At 72.8% G+C, this 24,080-nt stretch carries 20 protein-coding genes; 9 read left to right on the forward strand and 11 right to left on the reverse strand.

Annotation, left to right across the window (positions count from 1 at the left end; all coding sequences use genetic code 11):
- Nucleotides 1–86 precede the first annotated feature (86 nt).
- Nucleotides 87–557, reverse strand: coding sequence for a hypothetical protein (locus AMK10_RS15825; RefSeq protein ID WP_073748417.1), 471 nt, complete (start codon nucleotides 555–557; stop codon nucleotides 87–89).
- A gap of 220 nt (nucleotides 558–777) precedes the next feature.
- On the opposite strand from AMK10_RS15825, the gene AMK10_RS15830 reads away from it, so the two are divergent.
- Nucleotides 778–1,644 (forward strand): peptidoglycan-binding protein, encoded by an 867-nt coding sequence (locus AMK10_RS15830; protein ID WP_073748418.1) that lies wholly within the window; start codon nucleotides 778–780, stop codon nucleotides 1,642–1,644.
- 198 nt (nucleotides 1,645–1,842) lie between these two features.
- Here the strand turns inward: AMK10_RS15830 and AMK10_RS15835 are convergent, their stop codons facing one another.
- The 4 genes from AMK10_RS15835 to AMK10_RS15850 all read right to left on the reverse strand — a co-directional run bounded on the left by AMK10_RS15835 (nucleotide 1,843) and on the right by AMK10_RS15850 (nucleotide 8,052).
- Nucleotides 1,843–4,257, reverse strand: coding sequence for a GTPase-associated protein 1-related protein (locus AMK10_RS15835; protein ID WP_073748419.1), 2,415 nt, complete (start codon nucleotides 4,255–4,257; stop codon nucleotides 1,843–1,845).
- Nucleotides 4,258–4,590: 333 nt separating this feature from the next.
- Entirely contained in the window at nucleotides 4,591–5,685 is a 1,095-nt protein-coding gene (locus AMK10_RS15840; protein WP_073748420.1) for a barstar family protein, read from the reverse strand.
- Nucleotides 5,686–5,814: 129 nt separating this feature from the next.
- Nucleotides 5,815–7,410 carry an MFS transporter gene (locus AMK10_RS15845; protein ID WP_073748421.1) on the reverse strand — a complete coding sequence of 532 codons (1,596 nt, stop codon included), beginning with the start codon at nucleotides 7,408–7,410 and terminating at the stop codon, nucleotides 5,815–5,817.
- 168 nt (nucleotides 7,411–7,578) lie between these two features.
- Complete coding sequence (locus AMK10_RS15850) at nucleotides 7,579–8,052, reverse strand: MarR family winged helix-turn-helix transcriptional regulator (protein WP_073748422.1); 474 nt, start codon at nucleotides 8,050–8,052, stop codon at nucleotides 7,579–7,581.
- A gap of 132 nt (nucleotides 8,053–8,184) precedes the next feature.
- Between AMK10_RS15850 and AMK10_RS15855 the strand changes: the two genes are divergently transcribed.
- From AMK10_RS15855 to AMK10_RS15870, 4 genes are all read left to right on the forward strand, one after another.
- Nucleotides 8,185–8,658: a MarR family winged helix-turn-helix transcriptional regulator gene (locus AMK10_RS15855; RefSeq protein WP_073748423.1), complete on the forward strand. Its 474-nt coding sequence runs from the start codon at nucleotides 8,185–8,187 to the stop codon at nucleotides 8,656–8,658.
- A gap of 230 nt (nucleotides 8,659–8,888) precedes the next feature.
- Nucleotides 8,889–9,917, forward strand: a complete 1,029-nt coding sequence (gene tdh, locus AMK10_RS15860) for an L-threonine 3-dehydrogenase (protein ID WP_073748424.1) — start codon at nucleotides 8,889–8,891, stop codon at nucleotides 9,915–9,917.
- Between the two features lie 42 nt (nucleotides 9,918–9,959).
- Nucleotides 9,960–11,153 carry a glycine C-acetyltransferase gene (locus tag AMK10_RS15865; protein WP_073748425.1) on the forward strand — a complete coding sequence of 398 codons (1,194 nt, stop codon included), beginning with the start codon at nucleotides 9,960–9,962 and terminating at the stop codon, nucleotides 11,151–11,153.
- 30 nt (nucleotides 11,154–11,183) lie between these two features.
- Nucleotides 11,184–12,089, forward strand: a complete 906-nt coding sequence (locus AMK10_RS15870) for a LysR family transcriptional regulator (RefSeq protein ID WP_073748426.1) — start codon at nucleotides 11,184–11,186, stop codon at nucleotides 12,087–12,089.
- A 23-nt stretch (nucleotides 12,090–12,112) separates the two neighbouring features.
- Here AMK10_RS15870 and AMK10_RS15875 read toward each other — a convergent pair whose 3' ends face one another.
- Nucleotides 12,113–12,499, reverse strand: coding sequence for a VOC family protein (locus AMK10_RS15875; protein WP_073748427.1), 387 nt, complete (start codon nucleotides 12,497–12,499; stop codon nucleotides 12,113–12,115).
- Nucleotides 12,500–12,597: 98 nt separating this feature from the next.
- On the opposite strand from AMK10_RS15875, the gene AMK10_RS15880 reads away from it, so the two are divergent.
- Together AMK10_RS15880 and AMK10_RS15885 are read left to right on the forward strand one after the other, a co-directional pair.
- Nucleotides 12,598–13,224: a nucleoside/nucleotide kinase family protein gene (locus AMK10_RS15880; protein ID WP_073748428.1), complete on the forward strand. Its 627-nt coding sequence runs from the start codon at nucleotides 12,598–12,600 to the stop codon at nucleotides 13,222–13,224.
- A gap of 91 nt (nucleotides 13,225–13,315) precedes the next feature.
- A complete protein-coding gene (locus AMK10_RS15885) occupies nucleotides 13,316–14,446 on the forward strand; it encodes an aminopeptidase P family protein (RefSeq protein ID WP_073748429.1) in 1,131 nt (376 codons plus the stop codon).
- A gap of 27 nt (nucleotides 14,447–14,473) precedes the next feature.
- On the opposite strand, the gene AMK10_RS15890 is transcribed toward AMK10_RS15885, so the two are convergent.
- Nucleotides 14,474–15,706 (reverse strand): PQQ-binding-like beta-propeller repeat protein, encoded by a 1,233-nt coding sequence (locus AMK10_RS15890; protein ID WP_079180719.1) that lies wholly within the window; start codon nucleotides 15,704–15,706, stop codon nucleotides 14,474–14,476.
- Between the two features lie 165 nt (nucleotides 15,707–15,871).
- The gene (treZ, locus tag AMK10_RS15895) at nucleotides 15,872–17,635 is read right to left on the reverse strand and encodes a malto-oligosyltrehalose trehalohydrolase (RefSeq protein ID WP_073748431.1); all 1,764 of its coding nucleotides are present in this window, start codon (nucleotides 17,633–17,635) and stop codon (nucleotides 15,872–15,874) included.
- Nucleotides 17,636–17,841: 206 nt separating this feature from the next.
- Here treZ and AMK10_RS15900 point away from each other — a divergent pair, with 206 nt between their 5' ends.
- Entirely contained in the window at nucleotides 17,842–19,212 is a 1,371-nt protein-coding gene (locus AMK10_RS15900) for a GH1 family beta-glucosidase (protein WP_073748432.1), read from the forward strand.
- Here the strand turns inward: AMK10_RS15900 and AMK10_RS15905 are convergent.
- On the reverse strand, nucleotides 19,184–20,095 hold the full coding sequence (locus AMK10_RS15905; RefSeq protein ID WP_073748433.1) for a GNAT family N-acetyltransferase: 912 nt from the start codon (nucleotides 20,093–20,095) through the stop codon (nucleotides 19,184–19,186). The two genes, AMK10_RS15900 and AMK10_RS15905, sit on opposite strands and share 29 nt — an antisense overlap.
- Nucleotides 20,096–20,276: 181 nt before the next feature.
- Nucleotides 20,277–21,236: a GNAT family N-acetyltransferase gene (locus tag AMK10_RS15910; protein ID WP_073748434.1), complete on the reverse strand. Its 960-nt coding sequence runs from the start codon at nucleotides 21,234–21,236 to the stop codon at nucleotides 20,277–20,279.
- 164 nt (nucleotides 21,237–21,400) lie between these two features.
- Between AMK10_RS15910 and AMK10_RS15915 the strand changes: the two genes are divergently transcribed.
- Complete coding sequence (locus AMK10_RS15915; protein ID WP_073748435.1) at nucleotides 21,401–21,967, forward strand: DUF1707 and FHA domain-containing protein; 567 nt, start codon at nucleotides 21,401–21,403, stop codon at nucleotides 21,965–21,967.
- A gap of 73 nt (nucleotides 21,968–22,040) precedes the next feature.
- On the opposite strand, the gene AMK10_RS15920 is transcribed toward AMK10_RS15915, so the two are convergent.
- The gene (locus AMK10_RS15920) at nucleotides 22,041–23,939 is read right to left on the reverse strand and encodes an RICIN domain-containing protein (RefSeq protein WP_073748436.1); all 1,899 of its coding nucleotides are present in this window, start codon (nucleotides 23,937–23,939) and stop codon (nucleotides 22,041–22,043) included.
- Between the last annotated feature and the right edge of the window lie 141 nt (nucleotides 23,940–24,080).

Raw genomic sequence — 24,080 nt, forward strand, 5'->3', positions numbered from 1 at the left:
GGTCCGTCCGGACTCGGACCGGGCCGAGAGCGACGGGTTCCGAGCGCTCGTGCCGGCCGGCGGCCCGCACCGTCGCCGCGATCTTCCTAGGCCTCGTCGGACCCGGACTCCGCCTCGGCGCGCAGCAGCGGGTGCGCCACTCCCGGGAACACCCGGGCCCGCACGACCTCCTCGGCCGACCCGCCCTGGACGACGGTCTCCGCCACACCCCACGGGCGCCCCGCGAGCCGGACGGTCAGGGTGTACGTGGCCGGGCAGCCCATGCACTCGTACCGGTCCGCCCAGACCTCCACGTCCGTGACGCTGCCCGGGTAGCGCTTCACGTGCCGGTGCCGGGCGTGGCAGCGGTCACAGGTCTCGCCGGGCTCGCACGTGCCGCCGCACGGGCACGGCACGTCCAGGGTCTCCGCGGGCCGCCAGCGCTGCGTGAGCAGGGCGTCGCGGGTGGCGCCCATGTCCTTCATCGCCTTCAGATTGCGCGCGGCGACGTTGTACGACTCGCCGGTCCCGGCCATCCGGTCCCGGATCACGTCCTTGCGTCCGCGGTTCGTCGTCATGTGTTCCTCCTGGGTGTACGCAGCCCGTCAGGAGGCTCACGAAATCGTCCCTCCCTACGGTACCTGCCGGGCCGCACCCGCGATCCCGGCCACCGGGCGCGCGGTGACGGCGGACCGGGGGCACGGAGATCGCCCTCGGTGGTTCGGACGGCCGGGCGGCGGGGCAGGACGAGGTGGACAGCCGAGAGCTGCTGCACCACCTGGGTAAAAGGAGCATCCGATGGCAACGCCTCTTTCCGCCGACAAACTGCTCAAGGCCCTGCGGGACGAGGGTCTGCGTGTGGTCGAACACCGGAGCTGGCGCACACACAACCGCAACCACAAGGGCGCCTGGGGCCCCGTGCACGGAGTGATGATCCACCACACCGTGACCTCGGGCACGCAGAGCTCCGTGGACCTCTGCTACGACGGTCATTCGGCCCTGCCGGGCCCGCTGTGCCACGGGGTGATCGCGAAGGACGGCTCGGTCCACATGGTCGGCCACGGCCGCGCCAACCACGCCGGACTCGGCGACGACGACGTCCTGCGAGCGGTGATCGACGAGAAGGCGCTGCCCGCCGACAACGAGGCCAACACCGACGGCAACCGTTCCTTCTACGGCTTCGAGTGCGTCAACCTCGGCGACGGCAAGGACCCGTGGCCCGCCGCCCAGCTGGAGGCCATCGAGAAGGCGGCCGCCGCCGTCTGCCGGGCCCACGGCTGGAACCACCGCTCGGTGATCGGCCACAAGGAGTGGCAGCCGGGGAAGGTCGACCCGCGCGGCTTCACGATGGACTCGATGCGCGGCAGGGTCCGCGACCGCCTCGCCGGCAGGCCGGACGGCCCGCCGCCCCCGGCGACGTACGAGCCGTTCCCCGGCGCCGCGTTCTTCCGGGCGGGGCGGCACAGTGCCGTCATCACGGCGATGGGGAAGAGGCTGGTGGCCGAGGGCTGCGGACGGTACGAGGTCGGCCCCGGCCCCGACTGGTCCGAGGCGGACCGCGCGTCGTACGCCGCGTGGCAGCGCAAGCTCGGCTACTCGGGAAGCGGCGCGGACGGCATTCCGGGCAAGGCCAGCTGGGACAGACTCAAGGTGCCCAACGTCTGAGCCCGCCGCAGTGATCGGGCCGACAGGTGATCCGCGCAACCGCCCACGCGCCCGGGACGGACGGCAGGCCGTCGAGTCCAGGGCACGCGGATCACCGTCGGCCGGACACGGTCCGGTTCCCGCTCCGCTAACGCCACGAACCGCTTCAGGGGCGGTCGCCGGTCCGCCGTCCGCCGGTTCGGAGGTGCACGCTCCCGGTCAGCCCCGGCGCACCCGGCCCGCGATGCGCTTCCCGAGGCGTCCCAGTGAGCGGGAGGGGCGGTTCCAGGCGCGGAAGGCGTCGAGGGTGCGGCTGTTCCCCTCGCGTTCCACCGCCTGCTCCACCGCCGTCAGTGCGTCGGCGGCCAGAGCGCGTACCGCCGGGCGCAGCACCTCGTCGAGCAGGGCCGTGCGGGTCCGGGTCCAGGCCGCGCCCGCGTGCGGGTGGGCGTTCCACACCGTGAAGCAGTCCGCCACGTACGAGGGGTCGGCGATCAGCAGGGCCCGTACCTCGTCGCGGCGGGCCGCCCTGCCGTACGCGGCGATCAGGTCCTCGTCGCCGCTGTGCACGAACGCGTACAGCTCCGCGTCCGGCCGGTCCGGGGCGAGCAGCCGGTCCGCCAGGGCGCCGTAGGCCTGCTCCAGGACCAGGGGTTCCACCGGTTCGGCGCGGGCGCGCAGCTCCCGGGCGCGGTCGGCCCAGCCGGGCTCCGCCGTTCCCGCGCGCATGTCGCGGGCGAAGTCAAGCAGCATCAGGCAGGCGCGTACCCGGGCGGTGATCTCCTGCGGGAAGCCGCGCAGCAGGTCATGGGCGAGCTCGGGGGCGTCCTCGTCGCCGAGGGGGGCGGCGAGCGCGGCGTCGACCAGGTGCGCCCAGGTGCCGGCCGTCCGGTGGGCGTCGGACGTGGTCTCGGTGAGCAGCGATCTGGCCTCGCCCGCCGTCGGGGTGTCCTCGCCCCACACCAGCCCGACGGCGGTCCGCAGCACGAGCGGCTCGGCGAAGGGGGACATGCCCGCCGCGCGCAGCACCGTGTGCAGGATGCCCACCCGGTCCGCCCCGCGCGCCTTCGCGCCCGGCGCCTCGGCGCACATCCGCAGATGCGGCAGCGCCTGGGTCCCGGTGAACGGGAGGGTGACCCGGACCAGAAGCTTCTCCGCGCCCGCGGGGTCGTCGGGGGCGAGCCGGTCCAGCTCGCCCAGCAGCGCCGTACGGACGTCGAACTGCTCGTCCAGCAGGTCCAGCAGCGCGGGACACGCGCCCGCCTCCGGGTCGTCGAGCAGCGCGCGGGCCAGCCGGCGCACGACATCGGGCAGCAGTTCCCCGCAGTCGACGCCGAGCAGCCGCACGATCCGCAGCAGTTGTACGGTCCGCGCCACACCCCGGTCCACCCCGGGGCCGAGCTCGGCCAGCAGATCGTCGCCGAGCTCATCGACCAGGGCGGCGAGCGCGCGCTCCCCGGCGGGCTCGTCGAACGCCGAACGCGCGGGCGGCTCCAGGCCGACATCGCCTCCCCGTACGGCCTCCGTCACCAGCAGCGCGGCCAGCGGCGCGGTGACCGACGCGGGGCAGCGGCCGTCGAGCGCGGTCAGCAGCCGGAGCGCCGCGGCGCACTCCCCGGCCGTACGGTCGTCGGCGGGAGCGGTCAGCGCGTCGGTCAGCTGCCGGGTGCGTTTCTCGTCCAGCGCGTACGGCCGCACGGCGGCCCAGTCGGCCGCCGCGGCACGCTCGTCGGACCCGAGCGCGATGCCCGCGCCGAGCGCCGTCACGGCCAGCGGGCCCGCGGCGAACGGCTCGCCCGGCAGCTCCGCCGCCTCCCGGAACAGCTCGGGGGCCCGGCTGCGCCAGATCCGGGCGGCGGTCCCCGCCCAGGCGTCCTCCACCACCCCGGCCGGGCGCGGACCGGACGCGGCGTGCACACGGAAGCGGGGGTCGCGGGCATCCGGCGCGTCCTCCGGCAGGACCCCGATGACCTGGTGCGTCGTGTGTCCGGGCTGCCGTGTGTACGTCGTGAAGGTCAGCCGCTCGGCGTGCTCCCTGGGCAGCACCGCGGTGGCCAGCGCGACCCACCGGGCCACATCCGCGCTCTGCCGCTCCACGAGCACGACCGGCGGGGCGGACGGGTCCTCGCTCACCCGGCGCAGATCGCTGAGCACGGCGGCCAGCCACGGGCTGCGGGACACGGCGAAGTCCCCGAGCCCTTCCCTGGTGAGCCCGTGGGAGGGGCCCTGCGCGCCGGACAGCAGGGTCAGCGGGTCGGAGTGGGCGCGGTCCGGGGTCGCGGAGAGCCAGCCCGTTGCGCCCCACGCGGCGACCGGGAGGACCCGGCCCGGTACCGGCGTACCCGCGGGAAGGTGCACGCCGTGGGCGTGGAAGCCGCCCGAGGCGGTCGCCACGGCGCGGCTGAGCAGATGGCTGCCGTCGGAGAGCGCGGCGAAACCGAACGCGACCGGCAGCGCCCGGAGCCGTGCGTCGGTGAGCCGTTCGGGAGTGCCTGCCGGTGCCTCGTAGGCCAGCAGTGGTGCTGCCTCCGCGCGCACCGGCCCGGGTATCGCGGGGGTGACCGCGGTGTACCGGGCGGCGGACTCCCCGTCGCCGGCCGCGGCGGAGGTGTAGTGCAACTGCGGGAGGCTCATGCGTAGGCCCTCATCGTCCCTGCCACGTGCGTCCCCGTCCCACGCACCGGCCGCCGCTCGCCGCCCTGTCGGGGCGGCCCGGCCCAGCGGAGCGACGACCCCGGCGGGGAGCTTTCCGTAGTCGTGCGGGCGACGCTATCAAGCCCTGACGCACTGTTGGGCCGCGCGCCGCAGGAGAGGCCGTGGGCGAAGTGACGCCGTCCGTGCGAGCGGTGGAGTCGTGGGCCGGGTCCGCGATCGGCCGTCGGCCGCCGCCGCGCCGTCGACCGGCAGGGGGAGGGGAGCGTCGCCCGGGTGCGGCCGGCTGCTCCGTCGCCGTGGGGCCGGGGCGGATCACGCCAGGGTGACCCGCATGCCGCCCTCCGCCAGGACTTCGAGGATCACGCCGAACAGGTCGTAGGGCACGCCGTCCGGAGCCAGGGCCCGGGACAGGTGCTCGCGTGCGGTCGCGGCATCCCGCCAGAGCAGCGTCGCGGGCGCGGTGTAGCCGAAGGTGCCACCCAGGCAGTCGACGAGGGCGCCGAGACAGCCGCCGAAGTAGCCACCCGGCCCGTTGACCGCCTCGCCGAGCGCCAGGTAGAGGCCCGGCTCGTCGGTGACGTACCGGCCGTCGAGTTCGTAGGCGTGATGGGCGGGCCGGTCACCGGGGGTGCGGTAGGCGGTCCGCTCCCGGACGAGATCGTGCCAGACCCAGCGGTGCCGGGTACCGAGCTCCGCCCAGGCGGCCGTGGTGCCGGGAGGCCCGGCGAACCACCGCTCCCAGACGGGCCGGGCGTATTCGGGAACGGGCCTGAAGAGCGCGCCGTCGAGCTCCAGATCGATCAGATCCGACCCGTACGAAGAGGGGCGCCACGCACCGACCCTGGCCCAGAGCAGGCGTTCGGTGAGCGGCTCGCCGTGATCGTCCCTTATCTCCAGGGCAGCCTGCTCCAGGTCCAGGGCCCGCCGGGTGCCCTTCGCCAGCGCGGCCCGCAGCTGATCCCCCTCGGCCAGACCCCGCAGGACGAGCGGGGGCGCAGGCCGCTTGCGCGGCAGGACACGGGTGAACTCCCGGCAGGAGCCCAGCCATCGGTGCCCGTCGTGCACGCGGACACGGCCCCTGTGCCCCTCGGGCGGCCCTTCGTGGTCGTCGAGGCCGGTGAGCACGAGACCGTCCGTCCCGGGGGACCGCCCAGGGCTCTCCGCGTCCTCCAGCAGCCAGGGGCCGAGCGACGCGTCGTCCGGCACCAGCCAGAGGCTGTGGCCGAACCAGCCGCCCGCCTCCGCCCGTGGAACCCAGCCGAACAGCTCGTAGGTCCCGCGCCGCGGTTCTCCGAACAGCCCTTCCGCCTCGGCGCACACGCCCCAGGCATGCCCGTGCTCCGTCTCCGTCAGTGTGTACCGCGTTCGCCCGCGACGGGCCTCGTCCTCGTGCACGCCGGGAATCATGCCGGGAGCGGGCGCGAACGGCGAAGTGATTTCCCCCTGACCCGGCCTGATCCGAGCGGGAGGCCCGGCCGGGCACGGGGCGCCGTCACGCGCCTCCCGTACCCTGCCGGGCCCCGGTCCGGCCGGTCGTCAGTCCTGCGCGGCCTCCGGCGTGTTGCCGCGCCGCATCCCGAAGCCTGCCAGCAGCGCGCCCGCGACACAGAGGACCGCGGTGACGATCACGGCGGAGTGCACACCGTTCATGAAGGCGTTGCCGCTGCCCTCGATCACGGCGGCCCTCAGCTGGGCCGGCATGTCGGCCGACACGGGCGAGACACCCATGGACACGGCGTCCTTGGCCTCCGCGAGGCCCGCCGCCGCGTCCGCCGGGACTCCGGCCGAGGTCAGCTCACCGGTCAGGGTGGAGCCCACCTTGCCGCTGATCAGGGAGACCAGCACGGACGTGCCGAGCGCGCCGCCGATCTGCAGCGAGGTGGCCTGAAGGCCGCCCGCGACGCCGCCGTCCTTCCGTGGCGCGTTGCCGACGATGGCGTCGGACGACGCGGACATCACCATGCCGACGCCCAGACCGATGGCGAGGAACGGCGGCCACAGCGCGGCGTACGCGGAACCGGCGTCCCAGGTCAGCATCCAGAGGGAGGCCACGGCCTGGAGCAGCATGCCGATGGGCATGGTGAGCCGGGGGCCGAAGCGCTGGGTCAGCGCGGCGCCGAGCGGCGAGGCGACCACCGTGGCCAGGCTCAGCGGCAGGGTGCGGACGCCGGCCTCGACGGGCGAGAAGCCGCGCACGTTCTGCAGGTACAGCATCAGGAAGAAGATGACGCCGAGCAGGACGAAGAAGTTGATCGCGGTGATGATCGTGCCGATGGTCAGCGAGCGGTTGCGGAAGAGGCGCATCGGCAGCAGCGGGTGTGCGAGCCGGGACTCGTACCAGCAGAAGACGGCCAGCAGGACCAGGCCCGCCGCGATCGAGCCCAGCGTGCCGCCGGAGGTCCAGCCCCAGGTCTCGCCCTTGACGACGCCGAAGACCAGGGCGACCAGGCCGATGGCGAGCAGGACCACGCCGGGGACGTCGAAGCGGTGGTGTCCGGTGGAGTCCTTGCTCTTGGGAAGCACGAGCAGGCTGATGACGAGCGCGACGACGCCGATGGGGGCGTTGATGTAGAAGACCGACTCCCAGTTGACGTGCTCGATGAGCAGACCGCCGACGATCGGTCCGAGCGCGGTGGAGCAGGACGCCACCATGGCCCACAGACCCACGGCCATGCCGAACTTCCGGGGCGGGAAGACCGCGCGCAGCAGGCCGAGGGTGTTGGGGATCAGCAGCGCCGCGAAGAAGCCCTGGACCGCGCGGAAGGCGATGACGCCCTCGATCGCACCGGACAGGGCGATCGCCACAGAGGCCAGTGTGAAGCCGACGGTGCCCACCATGTAGACCGTGTGCCGCCCGAAGCGGTCGCCGAGTTTGCCGCCCAGGATCAGCAGCGCGGCCATGGCGATCAGATAGGCGTTGGTGACCCACTGCAGGTCGGCGGTGGTCGCGTCGAGGTCCCGGCCGATCTCGGGGTTGGCGATCGCGACGACGGAGGCGTCGAGGTTGACCATGAACAGACCGATGGCGACGGCTATCAGCGTCAGCCACGGGTTGGTGCGCCGGCTCTTCACCGGGGTGCCGGCCGGAGGGCCTGCGGGCATGGAGGACTTGTCCACGGTGGTGGAGGACATGGAAATGCCTTGTCTGTGTTCGTACTTCGGGATGCCGGGCAGTCGGCCCGGCGGACGGCGGTACGGCCGCACGTGTGCGGCGGGGCGCAGCCGCGGCTGCGGAAACCGGCACCGGCCAGGGGCCCGGGGCCTCATCGGGCCCGGGCGCCTGGCCGGAAACGGGTGGGGTCAGCCGGCGGGGGAGTGGAGACGCCGTGTCAATGACGTCAGCGCGCCCAGAGCCGCACCGAGGGCGTCGAGATCGCCGTCGGTGAGGGTGTGCAGCGCGCGTGCCAGGTGTGCTTCCTTGAGCTGCCGTGCCTCGGCGAGGCGCTCGCGCGCGGTGGGCGTCGGGTGGAGATGGGCGACCCGCTTGTCGGCCGCGTCCTGCCTGCGTTCCAGCAGACCGAGCTCGGTGAGCTGGGAGACGAGGGCGCTGACGTTGTTCGGCTTCATCAGCAGGGCTTCGGCCGACTCGCGGACGGTGATCCCCTCGCGCTCCTCGACGAGGAACAGCAGCGCGAGCTGTCCGTCGGGCAGCCGGGGGTGCGGGAAGTCCTGCGCGACCTGCCGCTCCAGGGCCCGGTGCAGCCCAGGCAGGGACGCCACGAGCGCGGAGGCTACGTGGTCGATGTCCTGGGAGGGTGCACGGGAGGCGGGCATGCGGCGAGTATAGGTACCGCTATATATCTATGTCAACATACCTAAATTTCGTGTCGGTCGCCGTCGCCGCACGGAGTGGTATGACTGCGGTGGAAAGCCCCCTCGCGGTCGAAGGCGGTCGGAAGAGCGACGATGGACAAGCCCACACACCTGATCGAGTTCGAGGCCATGCTGCTCGGCCGGCACCTCCAGCCGAGCGCCCCCGGACTGAGGCGCGACGGCAGCAGGACCCATCTGGACCGCAGCGCGTACACCCTGCTCAGCCGCATCCGGATGGACGGCCCGATGTCCATCGGGCAGCTCAGCGACGCCTTCGGCCTGGATGCCTCGACCCTCAACCGGCAGACCGCCGCGATGCTCCGCGCCGGCCTGGTGGAGCGCATCCCGGACCCCGAGGGCGGCATCGCCCGCAAGTTCCGGATCACCGAGGAGGGAGCGAGCAGCCTCGAGGAGGAACGGGCCGGGAACGTCAGCGGTCTGGAGCAGGTACTCGACGCCTGGTCGCCGGAGGAGGTCGCCGCCTTCGCCGCGTTCCTCCGGCGTTTCAACACCGACATCGAGCGCCTCGACGGACGGCCCTGGCCGCGCCCCCGGGACGTGGTGTGAAGCACAGCTGCGGCGGCGCTTAAGAAATCCTCGATGGACCTGGAGCCCGTGGTGCGGGAGATTTCTCCGTGACGGCGGAAGGCGTCGCCCGCGCACCGGTCCACGGGACGGACCACCGCGTGACGCGCCCCACCCCCGCCGTACCCCCAGTCGACCCGGGCCGCAGGCCGCGATCCGGCATGCCCGGGACCGGGGTGTCCACCAGGTACCAGGTACAGGGAGCCGCAGCCGTGAAGGCACTCGTGAAGCACAAGGCCGAGCCGGGACTGTGGCTGATGGACGTGCCCGAGCCGGAGACCGGCCCCGGGGACGTGCTGATCAAGGTCCTGCGCACCGGGATCTGCGGCACCGACCTGCACATCCGCGACTACGACGGCTGGGCGCAGCAGGCCGTGCGCACCCCGCTCGTGCTGGGCCACGAGTTCGTCGGCGAGGTCGCCGGGATCGGCGCGGACGTCGTCGACATCAAGATCGGCGACCTGGTCAGCGGTGAGGGCCACCTGGTCTGCGGGAAGTGCCGCAACTGTCTCGCCGGGCGCAGGCACCTCTGCCGCTCCACCCTCGGACTCGGGGTCGGCAGGGACGGGGCGTTCGCCGAGTACCTCGCGCTGCCCGCGTCCAACGTCTGGGTGCACCGGGACAAGGTCGACCTCGACGTGGCCGCGATCTTCGACCCCTTCGGCAACGCCGTGCACACCGCGCTGTCCTTCCCCCTGGTCGGCGAGGACGTGCTGATCACCGGCGCGGGCCCGATCGGCATCATGGCCGCCGCCGTGGCCCGCCACGCGGGCGCCCGCAACGTCGTCATCACCGACGTCAGCGAGGCCCGGCTCGAACTGGCCCGGAAGGTCGGCGTGAACCTCGCCCTGAACGTCGGCGAGCAGACCATCGCCCACGGCCAGAGCCTCCTCGGGCTGCGCGAGGGCTTCGACATCGGCCTGGAGATGTCCGGACGCCCCGAGGCCATGCGCGACATGATCGCGAACATGACGCACGGCGGCCGGATCGCGATGCTCGGACTGCCGTCCGCGGAGTTCCCGGTCGACTGGTCCCGCATCGTCACCTCGATGCTCACCATCAAGGGCATCTACGGCCGCGAGATGTACGAGACCTGGTACGCCATGTCCGTGCTCCTGGAGGGCGGACTCGATCTCGCCCCGGTCATCACCGGCCGCTACGGCTACCGCGACTTCGAAGCCGCCTTCGACGACGCCGCGAGCGGACTCGGTGGCAAGGTCCTGCTCGACTGGGCCGCCTGAGACTCCTCGTACGCACCCGTAACCACCTGGGAGACACCCGACATGTTCGACTCCGTACGCGACGACCTGCGCACCACCCTCGACGAGATCCGCGACGCCGGACTCCAGAAGCCCGAACGCGTCATCGGCACCCCGCAGTCCGCGACCGTCGCCGTCACCTCCGGGGGCCGCGCGGGCGAGGTGCTCAACTTCTGCGCGAACAACTACCTGGGCCTCGCCGACCACCCCGAGGTCGTCGCCGCCGCCCACGAGGCGCTGGAGCGCTGGGGCTACGGGCTGGCCTCCGTCCGCTTCATCTGCGGCACCCAGGAGGTCCACAAGGAGCTGGAGCAGCGGCTCTCGGCCTTCCTCGGCCAGGAGGACACGATCCTCTACTCCTCCTGCTTCGACGCGAACGGCGGAGTCTTCGAGACCCTCCTCGGCCCCGAGGACGCGGTGATCTCCGACGCCCTCAACCACGCCTCGATCATCGACGGCATCCGCCTCTCCAAGGCGAAGCGCTTCCGCTACGCCAACCGCGACATGGCCGACCTTGAGCAGCAGCTCAAGGAGGCCTCCGGGGCCAGGCGCCGCCTGATCGTCACCGACGGTGTGTTCTCCATGGACGGCTACGTCGCCCCGCTGGCCGAGATCTGCGACCTCGCCGACCGCTACGGCGCCATGGTCATGGTCGACGACTCGCACGCCGTCGGCTTCGTCGGCCCCGGCGGCCGGGGCACCCCCGAACTGCACGGCGTCATGGACCGCGTCGACATCATCACCGGCACGCTCGGCAAGGCGCTGGGCGGCGCGTCCGGCGGTTACGTCGCCGCGCGGGCCGAGATCGTCGCGCTGCTGCGCCAGCGCTCGCGCCCGTACCTCTTCTCCAACTCGCTCGCCCCGGTCATCGCCGCCGCCTCCCTCAAGGTCATCGACCTGCTGGAGTCCGCGGGCGACCTGCGCGAGCGGCTCAACGCCAACACCGCGCTCTTCCGTTCCCGGATGACCGAGGAGGGCTTCGACATCCTGCCCGGCGACCACGCCATCGCCCCCGTCATGATCGGGGACGCGGCGAAGGCAGGCCGGATGGCGGAACTCCTCCTCGAGCGCGGTGTGTACGTCATCGGGTTCTCGTACCCCGTCGTCCCGCAGGGCGCCGCGCGCATCCGCGTCCAGCTCTCCGCCGCGCACTCCACGGCGGACGTGAACCGCGCCGTGGACGCGTTCGTCGACGCGCGGACCGCGCTGGAGGTGTGAGAGCCGCCCGCGACCAGGGACAATGAGCGCATGATCGATGTACGGCGGCTGCGTGTCCTCCGTGCGGTGGCCGACCACCGCACGGTGACCGCTGCCGCCGCCGCGCTGTACCTCACGCCCTCCGCGGTCTCCCAGCAGCTCGCCGCCCTGGAGCAGGAGACCGGTCACCGGCTGGTCGAGCGCGGGGCGCGGGGCACCCGGCTGACCCCGGCCGGCGAGATCCTGCTGACCCACACCAACGAGGTCCTCGCCCAGCTGGAGCGGGCCGAGGCGGAGCTCGCGGACTACAGCGAGGGCGTCGCGGGCACGGTCACCGTCGCCGCGTTCGCCACGGGCATCGGCCTGGTCCTGGCCCCCGCGATCGCCGAGCTCACCCGCACCGCGCCCGGCATCCGGGTCCGGGTGCAGGACGCCGAGGGCGACGCGAGCGTGCCGATGGTGCTGGACCGCCTGGTCGACATGGCCGTCGCCGTCGAATACCGGGGAGCGCCCGGTGACGACGACCGGCGGCTGACCCGGCTGCCGCTGTACTCCGAGCCCTTCGACGCGGTGCTGCCCGCCGGCCACCGCCTCGCCGGCCGGGAGCAGGTCGCCGTCGCCGACCTCGCCGAGGACACCTGGATCGGCCCGTACCCCGGCAACCCCTGCCACGACGTGGTGGTCCTGGCCTGCGAGTACGCCGGATTCGAGCCCCGGCTGGAGCACTCGTCCGACGACTTCCACGCCGTGGTCGCCCTCGCGGGGGCGAGCGCCGGGGTGGCACTGGTGCCCCGCTCGGCGCTGCGCGGCACGGAGCCCGGCCGGGTCGTCGTGCGCCCGGTGGAGGGCACCGCCCCGACCCGCCGGGTCTTCGCCGCCGTACGCCGCGGCACCGAGGGGCACCCGCTGATCAGGCCCGTCCTGGACGCGCTGGCCGCCGCGGCCGGACCGGTCTGACCCCCGGCCCGGCGGGCCGGGGGTCACGCGGGCTGGAGCAGGTCCCATCGGTTGCCGTAGAGGTCCTCGAACACCGCGACCGAGCCGTACGTCTCGTGCCTCGGCTCCTCCAGGAAGCGGACCCCGGCGGCCAGCATGCGGGCGTGGTCGCCCCTGAAGTCCTCCGTGTGCAGGAAGAAGCCGACCCGGCCGCCGGTCTGCGCCCCCACGCTCGCGAGCTGCGCCTCGTCCTTGGCGCGGGCCAGCAGCAGCCCGGTGCCCGAGGTGCCACGCGGCCGTACGACCACCCAGCGGGTGCCGTCACCGCGGTCGGTGTCCTCGACCGGTTCGAAGCCGAGGGCGTCCGTGTAGAAGGAGAGGGCCTCGTCGTAGTCGCGGACGACCAGCGTGACCAGGGCGATGTGGGACATGGGATTCCTCGTCGTCGGAGGGAGCGCGTGCGTGGTGGAAGCGTATGAGTTATACGTAACACTAACGCGCTCCCGGCCGTCCGGGGACAATGCCCGCCATGGACACGAGCGACCTCACCCCGCTGACCGACCGCGCGCGCGGCCTCGCCTCGGCGGGCGGCCGGCGCGTCCTCGGCATCGCGGGACCGCCCGGCGCGGGGAAGTCCACCCTGGCCGCCCGGATCGTCGAGGCGCTCGGAGACCGCGCCGCCCTCGTCCCGATGGACGGCTTCCATCTGGCGGGGGCGGAGCTGGAACGTCTCGGGCGGGCGGACCGCAAGGGCGCCCCCGACACCTTCGACGCCGCCGGATACGCCGCGCTGCTCCGACGGCTGCGGGACGCGGGGGAGAGCTGCCCGGTGTACGCGCCCGCCTTCGACCGGGCCCTGGAGGAGCCGGTAGCCGGGTCGGTGCGCGTGGACCGGGACACGCCGCTCGTCGTGACCGAGGGCAACTACCTGCTCCTGGACGAGGGCCCCTGGGCGCAGGTGCGCGGGCTGCTGGACGAGGTGTGGTTCCTGGACGCCGACCCGGAGATCCGGGTGAGCGGGCTCGTGGAGCGCCATGTGCGCTTCGGGAAGCCCCGGCCGTACGCCGAACGCTGGGTCGCCGAATCCGACGAGCGCAACGCCCGGCTGGTCGAGCGTCACCGCGACCGTGCCGACCTCGTCGTGCGGCGCCGCTGATCCGTGCCCGGCACGTCCGTGATCCCGCTCGCGTCCACGGGGGCCTGCGGGCAGGATGCTGTGTGCCGTGTCGCCCCGCCAGGAGGACCCCATGCCCAGCACCGACCAGCCCGTGCCCTTCACCGCCGACGACTACCGGAACCGGATGACCAGGGCCGCCGAGTCGGCGGACGCCGCGGGCCTGGCAGGCGTCCTCGTGGCGCCGGGCCCCGACATGGTCCACCTCACCGGCTACAGGCCGACGGCGGACACCGAGCGCCTGACCCTGCTCGTCCTGCGCGCGGGCCACGACCCGGTGCTCGTCGTCCCCGCCCTGGAGGCGGCCGACGCCGAGCGCGCGGTGGGCGCCCCCGCCCTCACCCTGCGGGACTGGACCGACGCGGCCAACCCGTACACCCTGACCGCCGGACTCCTCGACGCCAAGGGCCGGTTCGGGATCAGCGACAACGCGTGGGCGCTGCACCTGCTGGCGCTGCACGCGCTGCTGCCCGACACCTCCTACGCCTCGCTCACCGAGGCCCTGCCGATGCTGCGCGCGGTCAAGGACGCGGCCGAGCTGGAGCGGCTCGCCGCGGCGGGGGCCGCCGCCGACGCGACGTACGAGCAGATCCTGAAGGTCCGCTTCGCGGGCCGCAGGGAGAGCGACGTGGCCGCCGACCTGGCCGCCCTGCTCGCCCGGCACGGCCACTCCCAGGTCGACTTCACCGTCGTGGGCTCCGGGCCGAACGGCGCCAACCCGCACCACGAGGCGGGCGACCGCACCATCGAGCGGGGCGACATGGTGGTGCTCGACTTCGGCGGGCTGAAGCACGGCTACGGCTCCGACACCTCCCGTACGGTCCACGTCGGCGAACCCACCGCCGAGGAGCAGCGGGTCCACGACGTCGTACGGGAGGCGCAGGAGGCGGGCTGCCGCGCCGTGCGGCCGGGGGCCGCCTGCCAGGACGTCGACCGGGCCGCCCGCGCCGTCATCACCGAATTCGGTTACGGCGAACGGTTCATCCACCGCACCGGCCACGGCATCGGCGTCACCACCCATGAACCGCCCTACATGATCGAGGGCGAGGAGCAGCAGCTCGTGCCCGGGATGTGCTTCTCCGTGGAACCGGGCATCTACCTCCCCGGCCGTTTCGGCGTCCGTATCGAGGACATCGTCACCGTCACGGAGGACGGGGGCAGGCGGCTGAACACCACCGCGCGCGAGCTGGCGATCGTCGAGTAGCCGTCCGGGCGCGCGGACGCGGCGGGGTCAGGACGCGGGCAGGGCGGTCAGCTTCCTGTCGTGCAGGGCGAAGACGCGCTTGCCCTCCGCGGCCACGTACCACGCGTCCAGCGCGCCCGACTTGTCGTTGTAGGTCCAGCGGCGGGTCCCTGTCCTCGCGTCGAAGGCGTGCACGCCCCCGTGCTCGTCGAGGTCGGTGGCGCCGAACAGCGTGCCGCCGGACCGCGCGAACTGCCAGGCGGCCGCCGCCTGCTCATCGGCGGGGACCGGCCTGTGCCAGATCTTCCTGCCCGTCGCCGGGTCCACCGCCCACTGCGCGTGGCTGCTGTCCGACACGTACAGCACACCCTCCAGCACCGCGGGCGGCTGGAAGTTCGTGAACTCCTCCGTGCGCAGCGTCCACCTCTCGGCACCGTCTGCCAGTGCGAACGCCCGCAGATCGCGGCCCTGCGAGACGATGACGAGGTCCTCGTGCACGGCGAACCTGTCGTAGTTCGTCTTTCCGAGCTTCTGGGTCCACACCTGCTTGCCGCTCACGGTGTCACGGACCGTCAGATTCTTCCGGAAGTCGGTGTAGACGAGCGTCTTCCCGCGCACGCTCGCGCTGATGCCGTTCTCCTCCGTCCCGGTGTCCCGCTGCTCCCGCCACAGGACCTTGCCGCTCGTGCTGTCGATCGCGGCGATCACGTTGGTCTTCGTGCGGACGCCGTTCTCGATGATCGTCGCGACCATGTACACCGCCGTGTCGTCCACGGCGACGGGCCTGGGGTGGGCGAACCCGTTGCCCAGCCGGCTGCGCCAGACCTCCTGGCCGGTGGCCGGATCGAGAGCGACGATGTTGCCGTCGTACTGGCCGCTCGCCAGATACAGCCGGCCCTTGCCGACGAGCAGAGGAGCGCCCGGCACCGTGACGCCCTCCCGCGACCAGCGCTTCTTCCCGGTGGCCGCGTCCCAGCCCACCAGCGGATCGCCGATGGCTATGACGACGCCGTCCACCACCACGAGCGAGTCGTCGCCCCCGTAGGTCTGCGCGGTGGTGGTGACCTGCCACAGCGGCGCGGGCGCCTGCCCGTCGGCCGGTGCGGACGAACCAGCGCCGGCGGCGGGCTTGCTGTCCTCGCTCCGCGTGGCGCCGCCCTCCGGGTCGTCGCAGCCCACGGCTCCGGCACCCAGGAGTGCCAGCCCGGCACCGCTCGCCGCGGCCCTCAGCAGGCGCCGTCGCGACGTACCGCCCGGCATCACGTTCCGTGCTGGATTCATCAAAGCCCCCATGGCTGCGTTCGTCAGGATCTCGTGGCCCGCGGCGGGCTCCGAGCAGGGTGCAGCCTAGGACGGATCAAGGACGGGTCGCTCCTTTGCACGTTGCACTGGTACACGTCTGTGAAGTGAACGGCACAAGGGCGGTACAGCGACGGCAAGCAGGGCTCAGTCGTCGGCGAGCACCACGCAGGACTCCGGCGGAAGGTGCAGCAGCCCGTCGGCGCCCGGCGCCCGTGCGGGCTCCCAGGCGGCCAGGACCCGCCCCCCGCCCTTGCGGTGCCGGCCGGCGCCCAGCGGGATGGCCGCGGGCTTCCCGGACAGGTTGACCGCGACACGCAGGTCGCCCCTGCGGTAGGCGATCCAGCCGGCGTCCTGGTCGTACGCCGTCTTGACGGAAGCGAGGTCCGGATCGGAGAGGTCCGGCAGGCTGCGGCGCAGGGTGATCAGCTCGCGGTACCAGGACCGCAGCCGGGCGTGCGGCTCGCGCTCGGGCTCGCTCCAGTCGAGGCAGGAGCGGGCCCGGGTCGCCGGGTCCTGCGGATCGGGGATGTCCTCCTCCGCCCAGCCGTGCTCCCCGAACTCCCGCCGCCTGCCCTCGCGTACGGCACGGGCGAGCCCGGGGTCGGTGTGGTCGGTGAAGAACTGCCACGGGGTGCGGGCGCCCCACTCCTCGCCCATGAACAGCATCGGGGTGAAGGGCCCGGTGAGCACGAGCGCCGCGGCGCACGCCTGGAGCCCGGGACTCAGCGAGGCGGCCAGCCGGTCCCCGAGGGCGCGGTTGCCGATCTGGTCGTGCGTCTGGGCGTAGCCGACGAAGCGGTGGGCGGGTGCCCGGGTGACGTCCACGGGGCGCCCGTGCGTCCGGCCCCGGAAGCTGGAGTACGTGCCGTTGTGGAAGAACGCGCTGGTCACGGTCTTGGCGAGGGCGGCGAGCGGAGCGGTCGCGAAGTCGGCGTAATAGCCCTGGGACTCGCCGGTGAGCGCGGTGTGCAGGGCGTGGTGGAAGTCGTCGTTCCACTGGGCGTGCAGACCGATGCCCCCCTCCGTGCGGGGCGTGGTCGTACGCGGATCGCAGAGGTCGGACTCCGCGATCAGCCCGAGCGGTCTGCCGAGCTCCGAGGCGAGCGCGTCGACGGCGGTGGAGAGCTCCTCCAGGAACGTCAGCGCCCGGCCGTCGGCCAGCGCGTGCACGGCGTCCAGGCGCAGGCCGTCCAGGCGGTAGTCCCGCAGCCAGGCCAGCGCACTGCCCAGCAGATACGCCCGCACCTCGTCCGAACCGGGTGCGTCGAGGTTGACGGCCGAGCCCCAGGGGGTGTGGTGGGTGTCCGTGAAGTACGGGCCGAAGGCGGGCAGATAGTTGCCCGAGGGGCCCAGGTGGTTGTGGACCACGTCCAGGACGACCGCCAGGCCCAGCCCGTGCGCCGTGTCGACAAAGCGCTTCAGTCCGTCCGGGCCTCCGTACGGCTCGTGCACCGCCCAGAGAGACACCCCTTCGTACCCCCATCCGTGGGTTCCCGGGAACGGGCAGACGGGCATCAGCTCCACATGGGTGATGCCGAGGTCCACGAGGCCGCCGAGCCGCTCGGCCGCGGCGTCGAAGGTCCCCGCGTCCGTGAACGTGCCGATGTGAAGCTCGTAGAGGACCGCGCCCGGCAGCCCGAGCCCCGCCCAGGAGGCGGTGTCCCAGGTGTACGCCGGATGGTCGACGACCGCGCTCGTGCCGTCCGGCCCGTCCGGCTGCCGGCGGGAGCGCGGATCGGGCAGGACGGGTCCGCCGTCGAGCGAGAAGCCGTAGCGGTCGCCGTCCGCCGCCTCCGCCTCCGCCGTCCACCAGCCCGCCCGCGAAGGGTCGCGGTCCATCGGTCTGTGCCCGCCCCCCGTGCACAGCGCGACAGAACCGGCGGCCGGGGCCCACACCTCGAACTGCATTCACCACTCCTCGTCCATGGCCCGGAAGCCTCACCCGGAGGCCCCCATGATCGGCGGAAGTCGCACACACGGCCCCGGGACACTGGAGCGAGTCCGTAACTGGCGATTAGGGTCTGGTCCTGATCATTGCCCTGCTGGGTTCTGCTCATACGTAGTGCACCCGGGCAGTACCACCGAGGTTCCTTCCACGGCTGCTGGAGGCCGAGATGACCGTGCCGACGTTCCCACCCGGTTTCCTGTGGGGAGCCTCCGCCTCCGCCTTCCAGACGGAAGGGGCCTTCGACGCCGACGGCAAAGGGCTCTCCGGCTGGGACGCCTTCGCCGCACAGCCCGGCCGGATCAAGGACGGCACCGACACCACCCGGGGCACCGGCTTCCACGAGCACTACCGCGAGGACGTCGCCCTGCTCGCCGGACTCGGAGCCGACGCCTTCCGCTTCTCCATCAGCTGGCCCCGCGTCGTCCCCGGCGGCAGCGGTTCGCTCAACCCGGCGGGGCTGGACTTCTACGACCGCCTCGTCGACGAGCTCTGCGCCCACGGCATCACCCCCGCCCCGACGCTCTACCACTGGGACACCCCGCTCCCGCTCGACGAGGCGGGCGGCTGGCTCAACCGGGACACCGCCTACCGCTTCGCGGAGTACGCCGGCATCGTCGCCGAACGCCTCGCCGACCGGGTGCCCATGTGGATCACCATCAACGAACCGGCCGAGGTGACGATGCTCGGCTACGCCCTCGGCGAGCACGCCCCCGGCCGCACTCTCCTCTTCGACGCCCTGCCCGCCGCCCACCACCAGCTGCTCGCCCACGGACTGGCCGTACGGGCGCTGCGCGCGGCGGGCGCGGGGAACATAGGCATCGCGCTCTCCCACAGCCCCGTCTGGACGGCGGGGGACTCCGACGAGGACCGCGCCGGCGCCGAGCTCTACGACACCCTGACCAACTGGCTCTTCGCCGACCCGGTCCTCACCGGCCGCTACCCCGACGAGGGCTTCGCCGCCCTGATGCCGGGCCCGGTCGAGGACGACCTCAAGACCATCTCCACGCCCCTCGACTGGTACGGCGTCAACTACTACAACCCGACGCTCGTCGGGGCGCCCAGGCCCGAAGCCCTCGACTCCTTCTCCGGCTACGCGATGCCCGCCGGACTCCCCTTCGGCATACGGGAGATCGAGGGGTACGACACCACCGACTTCGGCTGGCCCGTCGTGCCCGAAGGGCTCGGCGAGACGCTCGGCCAGCTCCGGGACCGCTTCGGCGACCGGCTGCCGCCCGTCTACATCACGGAGAACGGCTGCGCGGTCGACGAGCCCGTCGCCGACGGCCGGCGCATCGCCTTCCTCGAAGGGCATCTGGAGGCGCTGCGCAAGGCCATCGACGCGGGCGTCGACGTACGCGGCTACTTCACCTGGTCACTGACCGACAACGTCGAATGGACCGAGGGCGCGAGCAAGCGCTTCGGCCTCGTCCACATCGACTACGAGACGCTGCGCCGCACCCCCAAGGAGTCCTACGGCTGGTACCGCGACGTCATCAGGGCGCAGCGCGTCACACCAGGTGAACGCGCTCCTGGATGATGCGGTGGCCCGCCCGGGCGAACGCGGCGGCCATCGGCACGTTGCCCCGGTCCGTCGAGCCCGCGACGGACGTGGCGCCCTCGGCGGCCAGGAAACGGGTGCACTCCACCAGCAGGTCGTAGCCGTAACCGTGGCCGCGCGCCTCGGGGACGACCCCGATGAAGCCGATGCACGGGCCGCCCGGGTTGCGCGCGGGTATGTGGATGCCCGCGAGCGCACCGTCCGGGGTGTGGGCGAGCTGCCACCAGGAGCGCGGCGAGGGGCACCAGTTGAAGAAGTCCAGCTCCTCCTGGGCGGCCTGCTCCAGACCGCCCGGACCCTCGATGGTGCGCAGGGCGTGGGCGTCCAGCGTGACGGAGTGGACCCGGCGCAGCACGTCCAGGATCACCGCGTCGTCGGGCTCCTCGCGGAACTCCAGCCTGCCGGGCGGCTCGGGCAGTCCGTCCGCGGGAGTCCACTCGTAGCGGTAACGCTCGACCAGGGGCTTCATCCCGGCCGCCTCGGCCGCCGCGATCCGCGCCGAGGCGGCGGTCCGAACCTCAGGGGTCTCCCGCCAGCGCGCCGGCACGATCAGTTCGTACTCCACGGACCAGGGGGCGCGGCGCAGCAGCTCGGCCGCGGTGTCCTCCTCGCCCTCGGCGAAGTCGAAGTAGTTGAGCAGGACGGGCTCGGTGTCCTCCGGCCCGCCCCACCAGGCGGCCCTGGCGACGACGACGCCGTCGCGCAGGGCGACCCAGGTCCAGTCGGGGCGGTACTCACCGCCGTCGTCCACGGTGGCCCAGCGGTGGCCGAACGCGGCACGGCCGACGAGGAAGGGGCCCGGCAGGGCGTGGAAGAGGTGGGCGTCGCCCGGGGTGAGCGAATGGATGACCGTGGCGGTCATGGGTGTCCTCCAGGACTCGGTGACAGGGCGCGCGCTCCCGGTCGGACCGAGTCCGACACCACCCCGGGGACGGGGCGGGAGCGCGGGAACGACGGGGTACGCACGTGTTCTCGCCTCCTTCCGCGCCGGGGCCGGTTCTCTCCGGGAGAGTACGGACCCCGGAACCGGAGGTCCGGCGGTTCTACGACTTGTCCCACACCATGTCGAAGGCCCGCTCGAAGTTCACGTAACCGAGGCGCGCGAACGCCCCGGCCATCGGGACGTTGCCGAGGTCCGTCGCGGCCCGGATGTGGTCCATGCCCTCGGCGGCGAGCACCCGGGTGCCCTCGGCGAGGATGTCGTCGATGTAGCCGTTGCCGCGGTGCGCGGGCAGCACCCCGATGTACGCGATCATCGGGTGGTAGTTGTTGCGGGCCGGGATGACGAAGCCGACCGGTTCGCCGTCGGGGAGCTCCGCGACGCGCCACCACTCCTGAGGCGTCCTCAGGTGCGCGAACTCCTCGTCGTAGTGCTTCTCCGCCGCCGCGCGCGTGTCGAGCCCCGACGCGAGGTCGGCCCGGCCGTGCGCGTCCAGGGTGCCCTCCATCACCGGGGTCATCAGCGCCACGAGGTCCTCGCGGTCCCTGACCTTCCGGAACACCAGCCGGCCGTTGTCCTCGGGCACCGGAGTGCCCGCCTTCCACTCCAGGCGGAGCCGCTCGACGAGCATCCGGGCGCCGCTCGCCTCCATGACCCGTATCCGGGCCTCGACGGCGTCACGCACGGCCGGGTCCTCGCGCCAGTCCGGCGGGACGAACCGGCCGTACTCGGGGCGTGCGGCCCCGGACGGGAGGACCGCGGCCGTCGCCGTCTCCAGCAGGCGCAGACCGGCCTCACCGCGCTCCGGCTCCGGGAGGGTGTCGTCCAGATCGAAGAAGTCCAGGAACTGGGGGCCGGTGCCGGGCTGCCCCGTCCACCAGGACAGGCGGCCCACGACCCGGTCGCCGCGCAGCGCCACCCACATCCACTCGGGGATGCGCCGGCCGGTGTCAAGGTCGTCGGCGAGCTCATGGTCAAGGACATAGGAAAGACCGCAGAAGAGACCGAGCTCGTCCGCTCCGGTGAGCGGACGGACGGTCAGTTCCGATGGTGCAGGGGTCACAGAGTCTCCTCGTTCGTGTGCCGCGGCCGGTGGGCGGCGGCGTGCGACCATAGCAACCGTCCGACGGTCGGCGTACGGCATTTATCCGTTGCCGCGCAGGTCAGGACGGCAGGAATCGGGCATCGTCTGGACACCTCGGGCATCTCGGCCCGACAATCGGTTCTGTGACGTCCCCCTTCGAGCACCACACGTATCCCGCGCGGCTCTCGGACGCCGAGCGCGACCGTGTTCTCGGTGTGCTCAGAGACGGCGCGGCGCAGGGGAAGCTCTCCCACGACACCTTTCTGCGACGCATGGAACTCGCCCTCACCGCACGCCGGTCCGACGAGCTGAAGGCCCTCACCAGCGATCTGGACGCCGGCGGACGCTGGTCACGCGGGCTGTTCCGCGCGGTCGGCGGGGTCTCCGCCTTTCCGGCCCGGGTGCGCAGGGCCTGGCAGTCCGAGCGGCTGCCCCGGCTCCTGCTGCCGCTGCCCGGCCCGCACGCGCTGCGCATCGGCCGCGACCCCGGCAACGGCCTCCGGCTCAGCCACGAGACGGTTTCGCGGATGCACGCCGAACTGACCGCCTACGGCAGCCGGTGGATCCTCAGCGACCTCGGCTCGACGAACGGCACCTGCGTCAACGGCCAGCGGGTCGTCGGCTCGGTCGTGGTGCGCGAGGGCGACCAGGTGAGCTTCGGCCGGATGACCTTCCGGCTGACCGCGTCCCTGCCCGTCCCGCCGGCCTGACCGCCGCGCCCGCCTCCCGCCGGAACGCGTGCGGGGCCCGGTCCGCCGCGGACCGGGCCCCGCACGCGTCAGGTCAGCCGGTCAGGGTGAACGCCTGGGCGGCGGAGCCGTTGCACGGCTGCTGCGAGAGCTTGGCCCCGTCGGCCCGGGAGGAGCCGTCCACGGTCAGGCACTTGCCGCTGTGACGGGCGGTGAAGCGGTACTGCCCGCCGGTGCCGAGGGCCTGCGGCTTCCACTGCTGGTTGGTCCCGCCCACGTACGTCCACAGGTGGACCCGGGTGCCGTCCGCGGTGGCCCCGGTACCGCCGTCGACGTCCCAGACCTTGGAGTTGTGCCGGTTGACGACCTGGTAGTGGCCGTCGCCCGTGGGCCGGAACTGCCAGCTCTGGTTGGCGCCGGTGCCGCAGGCCCACTGCTGGAGCGCGGTGCCGTCGGAGGTGCCCCAGTCGGCCGCGTCCAGGCAGGCGCCGCTGTTGCCGTTCTTCACCCGGTACCAGGCGGCCGGGTCGATCGAGCCGGCGGGCGGCTCGGTGGTGGAACCGGTGCCGTCCCAGACGAACGTGGCGACCGCGCCGGCGGGCAGGGTGTAGGCGAGGGACCTGCCGTTGTCGGTCAGTGAGAAGCTCCGCGATCCGGACGCGGTGTTGACGACATAGGCGGCGCGGCTGCCGTCGGGGTTCTCGAAGGCGACGTTCTGCACACCGCCGGCGCCCTGGCTGGTGGAGCCGATGCGGGTGGCCCCGCGCTCGACGAACTTGGAGAGGTGGCCGAGGACGTAGTACTCGGCGTTGCGGGTGACGTTGCCGCCGGTGATGTCGACGACACCGTTGCAGCGGGTGCCGCAACCGCCCTGGTGCGGACCGCCGTTCCCGTCGAGGGCGAGGTTCCAGTTGACGACGGTCTCACCACCGTGGCGCATGTTCTGCACGACCAGGTTCTCGGCGTGCCACCGCAGCGTGTCGGCGAAGGTGGCGGACGGGTCGGCGCTCTCGGTGCCCGAGCACTCGGTGAAGAAGACGCGCTTGCCCGCGTCGACGACCTGCTGCTGGGCCGAGGGGGCTCCGCCGTAGCAGTGGAAGGCCGCGCCGATCACCCGGTCGATGCCCCGGGTGCCGGCGAAGACCTCGACCGGATAGTTCGGGTGGTCCCAGTTGTGGTCGTAGGCCAGCAGGTTGGTGGGGAGGCCGGCGGCGGTCAGCGTGCGGTCGAGGACCTTGAGGAACTCCGCCTGCTGCCCCGACGTCATGGTCATCGAGGGGTAGCTCGCCGCGAACTCCGGCTCGTTCTGGGCGGTGAGGTCGGTCAGCGTGATGCCCTCCTGCCCGTACGCCCGGATCGCCTTGACCAGGTAGTCGGCGTAGTCCTGGTGGTTCTCCGTCTTCAGGCTGCCGCCGACGAGCGAGTTGTTGGTCTTCATCCACGCGGGCGCCGACCAGGGCGAGCCCATGAAGCGGATGGAGGGGCTGACGCCGAGGGCCTGCTTCAGCACCGGGATGATCTCGCTCCTGTCCCGGTCGACGGAGAACGCTCCACGGGTGTCCTCGTAGCTGTGGAAGCCGCCGGCCGCGTTGAAATCGGAGTCGCCCAGCGGCTGGCGCAGATAGGTGAGGCCGATGCCGTCCCCGGCGGTGGAGAACAGCGATCTCATCAGGGCGTCGCGCCGGTCCTGCGAAAGGCCCTGGACGAGGTGGGCGGAGGCCCCGGTCACCGAGGCTCCGGCACCGGTGAACTTCTGGCTCCGGGCGGCGCCGTCGATGCGTATGTCGACGGCCTGGGGCGTGGCGGTGAAAGGGAGGCTGCCGTCGGCGGCCAGCTTCCTGCCGCCGTCCGGGGTGGTGATCCAGACCTGGGCCGTGGGGTCGGCGGCTCGGGCGGCGCCCGTGCCGGAGAGGCCGAAGCCTGCGACGGCCAGGGCCAGGGCGGCGCCCGCGGCTCCGGTCAGCCGTCTGCGGGCGGGACTGGGAGATGACATGGTGCGGCTCCTTCGGTTCGTACCAGTGCGGGTGGTGCGGCCGGCTCCGAGCTCGCCGTGTTCGGTCAACTGGCGCGAGGAGTGGGGGAGTTCGGTTGACGCCGACATGAAAACACACCCACTGAGTGGTTAGTAAGTGAT

It is taken from the genome of Streptomyces sp. CB02058 (assembly GCF_001905505.1).
Taxonomy (GTDB): Bacteria; Actinomycetota; Actinomycetes; order Streptomycetales; family Streptomycetaceae; genus Streptomyces.